Raw genomic sequence first — 7,215 nt, 5'->3', positions numbered from 1 at the left:
TTGAGCTTTGGCCCATTCTTCTTTAGCCTTTAGCAGCTGTTGAGACGAAGCTAAAGCGGCTTGATTGTTTAGCATTGCTTGTTTATCATGGATAACTATCTGCGCCATCGTATTCGGCACATTCATCTTCGGCATTTTTAGCTGGCCAACCTGGTCCATAGCCTCTTGCAACTTCAAAGTCACTTTGGGACTAGCAATTTGCGTGTGCCTGCTAATCATTGCCTGAATCAAACCTAGATCGGTTAAGCTGTATTTTTCATTTTTATTCTCAATCAATTTATCCTTGCCAGTAGAAATTGCGGCCAGCGTAGATTCTTGAGTTGCCCCGGTTCCAATATTGTGTTTGACCAAATAATTAATTACAAAGAGGAGACCGGGTACCTGTGGTTTAGGATTTTGCCCTTCAAAAAAAATAAGTTAGCCTGACCTTCAAACTGGTTTTCGGACACTGCTTCATTTGGTTCTTGCAGGGTCGCAAAATTGAAAATATCTTTATAGCCTTGGTCTTGTGGTATTTTGATGCTGCTTTTAAAGTCAGCGTATGAAGATAGGCATGCTAGCAGGTATAGTCGGCGCCCAGAATTGCCAGAAAAGACCGAGCCAACGTTTCGTAAATTATCCTTCCGCAGCGGCCATATTCTTGCTCTACTTGAGCCATACTTTCAGGAACGTTTGGACCTGGACGGTTGGCACCATGATCTGATTTTTTGGAAGCTTTTCCCAAGTGAAATCAGAAGGATTCCACGGAAAATTGGCTAGGTCAGTCCAGTCTTTATATTTGGCCACCTTATCTGGTGCTACCATTTCATGAGGTTCCTTCAATTCTAATAAGTGGCCACGTGCTGCGACAATATCCTAGCTATCTGTCTCGGAGCCACCAAGTATTAAATTGATAAAGCCGCTAAAACAGCCTAAGGCTTCCGCAAAGTGCCGTGCAGCAGAAGGCTTTTCAGCTAGTATTAAATATTTCAAATTTGTATCTCCTTTTTAGGTAGTCGTTTTCAATATGGAGCTGACGGTTTTCTAAGAGCAGCCGCTCTAATTCAGATAACTCGCTGCTGGTATACTTAACTGGTTCCTTAGGTGATTTGTTCATCGGTGATCGGCCTCGTTTGGTAAAGAGCGATTAAGCCCCCTCGTCAAAACGCTTTTGCCAAGTACAAATTAAGCTGGGAGTGGCAATTTTGAAGTGAATAACGGTATTTTGATAGGTGTCGTCATGTTCTTTTCTCCAATTTAAGACTGGGAGCTTGAATTGACCACGATAATTTTGCGGAGTGTTCTGAATTTCTAGGCCCTGCAACCCAAAGTGCTGGTATTGCGCAGCCCAGGTATCAATTAGTTATACGATCCGGTGCAATTATTTGCGCTACAGAACGGCTGCTGTAGCCTTCTTTGAGCAAGTTAAGCGCTTGCTCTACTTGAGCCATACTTTCAGGAACGTTTGGACCTGGACGGTTGGCACCATGATCTGATTTTTTGGAAGCTTTTCCCAAGTGAAATCAGAAGGATTCCACGGAAAATTGGCTAGGTCAGTCCAGTCTTTATATTTGGCCACCTTATCTGGTGCTACCATTTCATGAGGTTCCTTCAATTCTAATAAGTGGCCACGTGCTGCGACAATATCCTAGCTATCTGTCTCGGAGCCACCAAGTATTAAATTGATAAAGCCGCTAAAACAGCCTAAGGCTTCCGCAAAGTGCCGTGCAGCAGAAGGCTTTTCAGCTAGTATTAAATATTTCAAATTTGTATCTCCTTTTTAGGTAGTCGTTTTCAATATGGAGCTGACGGTTTTCTAAGAGCAGCCGCTCTAATTCAGATAACTCGCTGCTGGTATACTTAACTGGTTCCTTAGGTGATTTGTTCATCGGTGATCGGCCTCGTTTGGTAAAGAGCGATTAAGCCCCCTCGTCAAAACGCTTTTGCCAAGTACAAATTAAGCTGGGAGTGGCAATTTTGAAGTGAATAACGGTATTTTGATAGGTGTCGTCATGTTCTTTTCTCCAATTTAAGACTGGGAGCTTGAATTGACCACGATAATTTTGCGGAGTGTTCTGAATTTCTAGGCCCTGCAACCCAAAGTGCTGGTATTGCGCAGCCCAGGTATCAATTAGTTATACGATCCGGTGCAATTATTTGCGCTACAGAACGGCTGCTGTAGCCTTCTTTGAGCAAGTTAAGCGCTTGTAATTCTTGTTCGACAGTAAATTTAACCACAGTAAAACCCTCTAGATTTTGTTCAAAATCTAGAGGGTTAACTTAAGCTGATAAGACTTTTCAATTTTTTTATTTTTCGTGTCATAAATGTTGACAAGTTGTATTGTTAAAAGCGAAATGACAACAACTAAAATTGCAATCGCCAGTGAATTTTCCCAATTGGTATTGATGTGTGGAGAAACAAAGCAAGAAAAGCAAAATACTGAAAGTCCTACAACAACAGGTAATAAAAAAGAATGTTTCTTTTTAGTCCTTAGAGTAGTTCGAAAAAGTTTTACCAGTATGGATTTAAATAAATTTTGCTTCATTTTTCTCCTCATTAACATTTTGTATTTATTGCCAGCCCCAAGACGTCATCATTGAAATTATACCTCCAGTAAGATAATTAAAATCTACGTAAATTCCGCCTTTAACATTTTTCACCAATATTTGAAACTACGAAAGCTGTAATAGCACCGCCTAATGGTAGTGCGCTTCCAAGCCAAACACTAAGTGCTCCACCACCATTAACAATATTTTTAACCATAGTTCTATCAAGATAAATTCTAACATAGTTCCAATGAAATTTTACTTTGTTAACTCCAAAGTGGTATTTTGAACGGACTTGTATGCTGGGATTTTCTGTTGAAGGAACAACTTTAAAAGAGTTATCGGAATCTCGTATTGTAAATTCAAGCTCAGTCGTTTTGGTGTCTTTGTCAATTACAAATTGTGTTCCAGAAATAACTTGATTAGTTTTAGCAATCATTTTTTGAGCAGTATTATACTCAGCTGGTGTAATGATATTTTTGGCTTTATCATCAAGTACATATCTGTTATTTTTAACACTTACGTATGGATCAATGTTTATCCTTTTGGTATCTTGTATTAAAGAGAGGACTAAGTGGTTCATGCTTTTGAATACACTTGATGGCATCCCCAATTAGCGGTCCCACTGAAACAAGCAGTGTTTTTTCCAGATTTTTTTCCACAGGTTGATTGATTGAATCGGTCAACACCAAGTTCTTAATCGGAGAATCATTCAGCCGCTTGGCAGCTGGTCCTGATAAAACAGCGTGCGTTGCACTAGCATAAACTTCCGTTGCCCCAGCATCAATCAGGGCCTGAGCTGCTAGCGTAATCGTGCCTGCAGTATCAATCATGTCATCAATGATAATAGCGCGTTTGCCCTTCACATTACCAATGATGTTCATTACTTCAGCAACATTAGCGCGCGGTCTGCGTTTATCCACAATTGCAATTGAAGTGCCCAAGAATTCAGCCAATTTTCTGGCCCGGGTGACGCCGCCGTGGTCAGGGGAGACAACCACTGCATCTTCTTCCAGGTGATTGCGCAAGAAGTAGTCTGCCAGAAGCGGTGCCCCCATTAAGTTGTCAACTGGAATATCGAAGAAGCCTTGGATTTGCGGTGCATGCAGATCAAGGGATAGCACCCTCGTGGCGCCAGCTTCTTGCAACATGTCGGCAACCAATTTAGCAGTAATTGGTTCACGTGGACGGGTCTTGCGGTCCTGGCGGGCGTAGCCATAGTATGGGAGCACGATGTTGACCGTCTGTGCACTAGCACGGCGCACGGCATCAATCATAATTAACAGTTCCATCATGTTATCGTTAACTGGAACACTCATCGATTGGATCAGGTACACATCCTTTCCCCGCACCGATTGATCAATATTAATTTGAATTTCGCCATCACTAAAGCGCTGCACGCTTGATGTACTGAGTGGTACGCCCACCCGGTCAGCAATTTTTTCGGCAAGCGGCACATTCGAATTAAGGGCAAACAACATCATATTGTCTTTATAAGACATAATTTCCTCCGTAAAAAACTGTTAACAACTTCTTATTTTACCAAAAGTTATCTGAAAAAGTTATTCTCATATATTATTATTCAACTTTAAGGGCCGACATTCAAGCCCTGACCGCTAGATAAGTCGGTATTTTAGCAAGTTTTACGGATTCTGGATAAAAAAGCCTGCATATCTACAGACTCCTTACTTTATTTGCCAGCGTTTGCAAATTTTTGCTTAGAAATATAATCAATGATTCTTGCGTATTGTCCCTTATGGTGAATTTTAATGTATTGCCTAGTAGGGTCATAACCACCAACGTATTGTATTTTGTACGGCAGCTTCTTGCCCGTCTGGGCATTAACAGCATCTACCTGATAATATTTCTGCGTGTTCTTAGGTACCTTGGCGTAACTAATAGTTTCTGGGATAAAGGGATTGAGATAGTCCGTAAAGGTATTGTGACCAATGGCAAAGAAGCCAATAACCGCAACAATCACTGCCGCCGCTCCGACCAATATTTTTTTGGGCATTGCTTTTTCCTTTCAATTAAATTAAAGACAGGGTTTATGTATTACCCATATAATACAGCAACATATTCTTGCTCTCAACTATATTTTGAAAAATCCTAAAATTCCTGCTATTCAACCAAGGCACCATTATTACTGCCTGCTTTAATTCTGTCTTATAAAATTTGGGCGTCGGTAATAGACCTTGGGACAAAGCTTTCAACCACATTATTGGTCTTTATATTTAGTAAAGAATCTCTCTGCTTCTTGTCCATAGGCAGGCACCCCCAACATGGCATAGTTATCAATGGCTCTTTGAGCATTAGACAAGTGGGCCGGGTCCTTGTCCTTATGATAAGCAATCATATTTTGAAGTATTACCAGCATGTTCTTAATGAAAAATAAAAGTGGTCTCATAGTAAACTTGTTGGCAGCTTCAATATAAAACTGGGTGCTATCATAATCATCATGTATAATGCATTCCTCCAGCATGTTCGCGCAAATCCCCATCACCGCCTCTTGGTCGCTCGTAGTTTGCGAATGGCTAAATTTGTTGATTACCCGCTGACTAATAGATAAGTTACTGGCAAAATCAAAATATCGAATTAAATTAGTATATAACCGCAGTCTCTTCTCATCAAAGTTATCAGAAGAAAAAACAAGTTCTTTGAGTTTTTGAATTTTTGCTTCACCTAGCACTTCGAGATTATCTGTCATAGAAGCAACAACTTCGGCAATTATCAAAAGCTGAACTTCTTTATCGGGTATATCGGCTTTTTCAATTTTCTTTCTGATTTTTGCAAGTTTCTCCTGATCTTTTAGGTAATAAGCTTCATTAACTGCTTGACTGATTTCTGTGAATTGGTCATATCTGACTTTATCTGACCAATTTAACTTACTGAAAAAACTGATTATGTTAACATTATTTGCCTGCAGCAAGTTAACCAAATCATCTGCTGTAATGCGGTGTATGTTCTTTTCCACCTTGGAATAACATGAGGGACTAACTATTGCGCCAGCCCATTCTTTTTGTGTTTTGCCCTGTTCTAAACGATACTGCCTCAGCAATTCACCAATTGTCACCGTGTTTCCTCTTTCTTATTTTGCCAAAAAATTTCGAATACGACATTTCCCTACTTAAAATTATAACCTACTTATAATAAAAATATCATCGAATTAAGAAGCAGGAGAAGTAAAATTATGAACATCTTTTTAAAGAATAAAAACTACAGAAAATTCACTCTTGCCAGCTGGCTATCTGGCGCAGGAAACATCCTTTTCTACTTGGCACTCATGACTTATGCCAGCAAATTAAAAAATTATTCCCTAGCATTATCTTTGATTGCGATTACCGAATCGCTTCCAAACCTTATTCAAAGTCTCAGTGGCTACCTGGCTGACCGGACGCCCAATAAGTACCGCGTAATTGTCTGGCTTGCAGTCATTCGCTTTGCCCTGTACATGCTGGTGGGCCTGCTCTTTGTCGCCAATATTGCCGGCTGGAACCTTGTTTTAATGGTTATCGGACTCAACTTTGTATCTGATCTCTCCGGCATGTATTCTGGTGGATTACAAACACCCTTAATTGTTGGTCTCGTCGGTGAAAATGAAATGGCTGAGGCCCAGGGTTTTACCAGTGGCGTAGCACAACTAATTACGCTAGTCGCACAATTCGTTGGCTCCGGGCTCCTGCTCTTCATGTCATACTCAGAACTGGCCGTTGTCAATGCGTTAACCTTTCTAGCAGCCGGCCTACTCTACGCTAACATTGGGGCAAGCGTTCGCAAGCAGCAGCCTGACCATAAAGAAGAGGTCAACAGCCAAAACTTCTTTGCTACGCTTGGTTCATCATTCAGGCAAGTACGGCAAGCTCACGGACTCTTAACGATTGTTTTAGTCGTAGCCATGCTTAATGGTCTGCTCAGCACGGTTGAACCACTGGTTTCAATCGTTATTGCCGGCAATAAAAGCATGCTTATTGGCAGCTATAGTTTCACCATCGCACTTTTAGGAGCGGCTGCCGCAACCGGTTTGGCCCTCGGCAGTGCCGTCGGCACCAAGCTTCTTAAAAACACTTCGCTTTTCCAGCTATCTTTATTAGCTACTATCAATAGTGCCTTTATGACTATTGCCATTTTGAACAAGAACAGCATATTTTGCCTTATCTTATTGACCACGCTTGGTTTCTTAGCTGGCACGATCAGTCCGAAATTAATGCAATGGTTGGTTGTCTCAGTGGATCGCAAAATTTTGGCTTCTTCGGCAGGGCTTTTAAATACAATCTTGTCAATCGCTGGACCATTAATGACAACCATTTTTACCACTATTGCTGGTACAATCAACGTTAATTATGCCCTGTACGGCGTTTTGGGACTTAGCGCCATCGTCTTCATCGTTACCCTCACCGTGCTAGTGAAAGTTAACAAAGGCCAGAAGCTACCGCCTGCAAAGGAGTAAACATCTTAAACCTTGATTCGCCTTTGAAGTGAGTCAAAGTTTTTTATTTGGAACATTTTTGGCCTATTACCAGTAGTATAATATCATAGTAAAGTTTTAATATTAAAAGAATAGGATGGTAAATTGTAAAATGAAGTTGAACACTTGCGCTGATTAGAAAATGAAAAAAGTCCATTGGACTTCTCTGATAGAATGTAATTACCAACCTAATTCTAGAAAGAAGTCTCCAATGAACTCGCTTA

Annotated in this window: 10 protein-coding genes and 1 pseudogene; 1 reads left to right on the top strand and 10 read right to left on the bottom strand. The window is 40.8% G+C overall.

Features of this window, described 5'->3' with window-relative positions:
- The 10 genes and pseudogenes from AC2JF7_RS08910 to AC2JF7_RS08865 all read right to left on the bottom strand — a co-directional run.
- Window positions 1–351: pseudogene (locus tag AC2JF7_RS08910) on the bottom strand (DNA topoisomerase); the annotation flags it as partial.
- Window positions 352–645: 294 nt separating this feature from the next.
- Entirely contained in the window at window positions 646–804 is a 159-nt protein-coding gene (locus tag AC2JF7_RS08905) for a hypothetical protein (protein WP_500728344.1), read from the bottom strand.
- Between the two features lie 145 nt (window positions 805–949).
- Complete coding sequence (locus AC2JF7_RS08900; RefSeq protein WP_500728343.1) at window positions 950–1,096, bottom strand: hypothetical protein; 147 nt, start codon at window positions 1,094–1,096, stop codon at window positions 950–952.
- A gap of 321 nt (window positions 1,097–1,417) precedes the next feature.
- A complete protein-coding gene (locus AC2JF7_RS08895) occupies window positions 1,418–1,576 on the bottom strand; it encodes a hypothetical protein (protein WP_500728344.1) in 159 nt (52 codons plus the stop codon).
- Between the two features lie 145 nt (window positions 1,577–1,721).
- A complete protein-coding gene (locus AC2JF7_RS08890) occupies window positions 1,722–1,868 on the bottom strand; it encodes a hypothetical protein (protein WP_500728343.1) in 147 nt (48 codons plus the stop codon).
- A gap of 378 nt (window positions 1,869–2,246) precedes the next feature.
- Window positions 2,247–2,525, bottom strand: coding sequence for a hypothetical protein (locus AC2JF7_RS08885; RefSeq protein ID WP_500728342.1), 279 nt, complete (start codon window positions 2,523–2,525; stop codon window positions 2,247–2,249).
- Window positions 2,526–2,626: 101 nt separating this feature from the next.
- The gene (locus AC2JF7_RS08880) at window positions 2,627–3,109 is read right to left on the bottom strand and encodes a hypothetical protein (protein WP_500728341.1); all 483 of its coding nucleotides are present in this window, start codon (window positions 3,107–3,109) and stop codon (window positions 2,627–2,629) included.
- Window positions 3,057–4,028, bottom strand: coding sequence for a ribose-phosphate diphosphokinase (locus AC2JF7_RS08875; protein ID WP_500728340.1), 972 nt, complete (start codon window positions 4,026–4,028; stop codon window positions 3,057–3,059). Before AC2JF7_RS08875 ends, AC2JF7_RS08880 begins: the two co-directional genes overlap by 53 nt.
- Window positions 4,029–4,216: 188 nt before the next feature.
- Window positions 4,217–4,540 (bottom strand): YxeA family protein, encoded by a 324-nt coding sequence (locus tag AC2JF7_RS08870; RefSeq protein ID WP_500728339.1) that lies wholly within the window; start codon window positions 4,538–4,540, stop codon window positions 4,217–4,219.
- A 204-nt stretch (window positions 4,541–4,744) separates the two neighbouring features.
- Window positions 4,745–5,599 carry a helix-turn-helix domain-containing protein gene (locus AC2JF7_RS08865; protein WP_500728338.1) on the bottom strand — a complete coding sequence of 285 codons (855 nt, stop codon included), beginning with the start codon at window positions 5,597–5,599 and terminating at the stop codon, window positions 4,745–4,747.
- Between the two features lie 117 nt (window positions 5,600–5,716).
- On the opposite strand from AC2JF7_RS08865, the gene AC2JF7_RS08860 reads away from it, so the two are divergent.
- A complete protein-coding gene (locus tag AC2JF7_RS08860; RefSeq protein WP_500728337.1) occupies window positions 5,717–6,973 on the top strand; it encodes an MFS transporter in 1,257 nt (418 codons plus the stop codon).
- Window positions 6,974–7,215: the final 242 nt, after the last annotated feature.

This window comes from Lactobacillus sp. XV31L (genome assembly GCF_059900865.1).
Note: the sequence above shows the minus strand (reverse complement) of the source record. Positions and strands in the feature narration are given on the sequence as shown.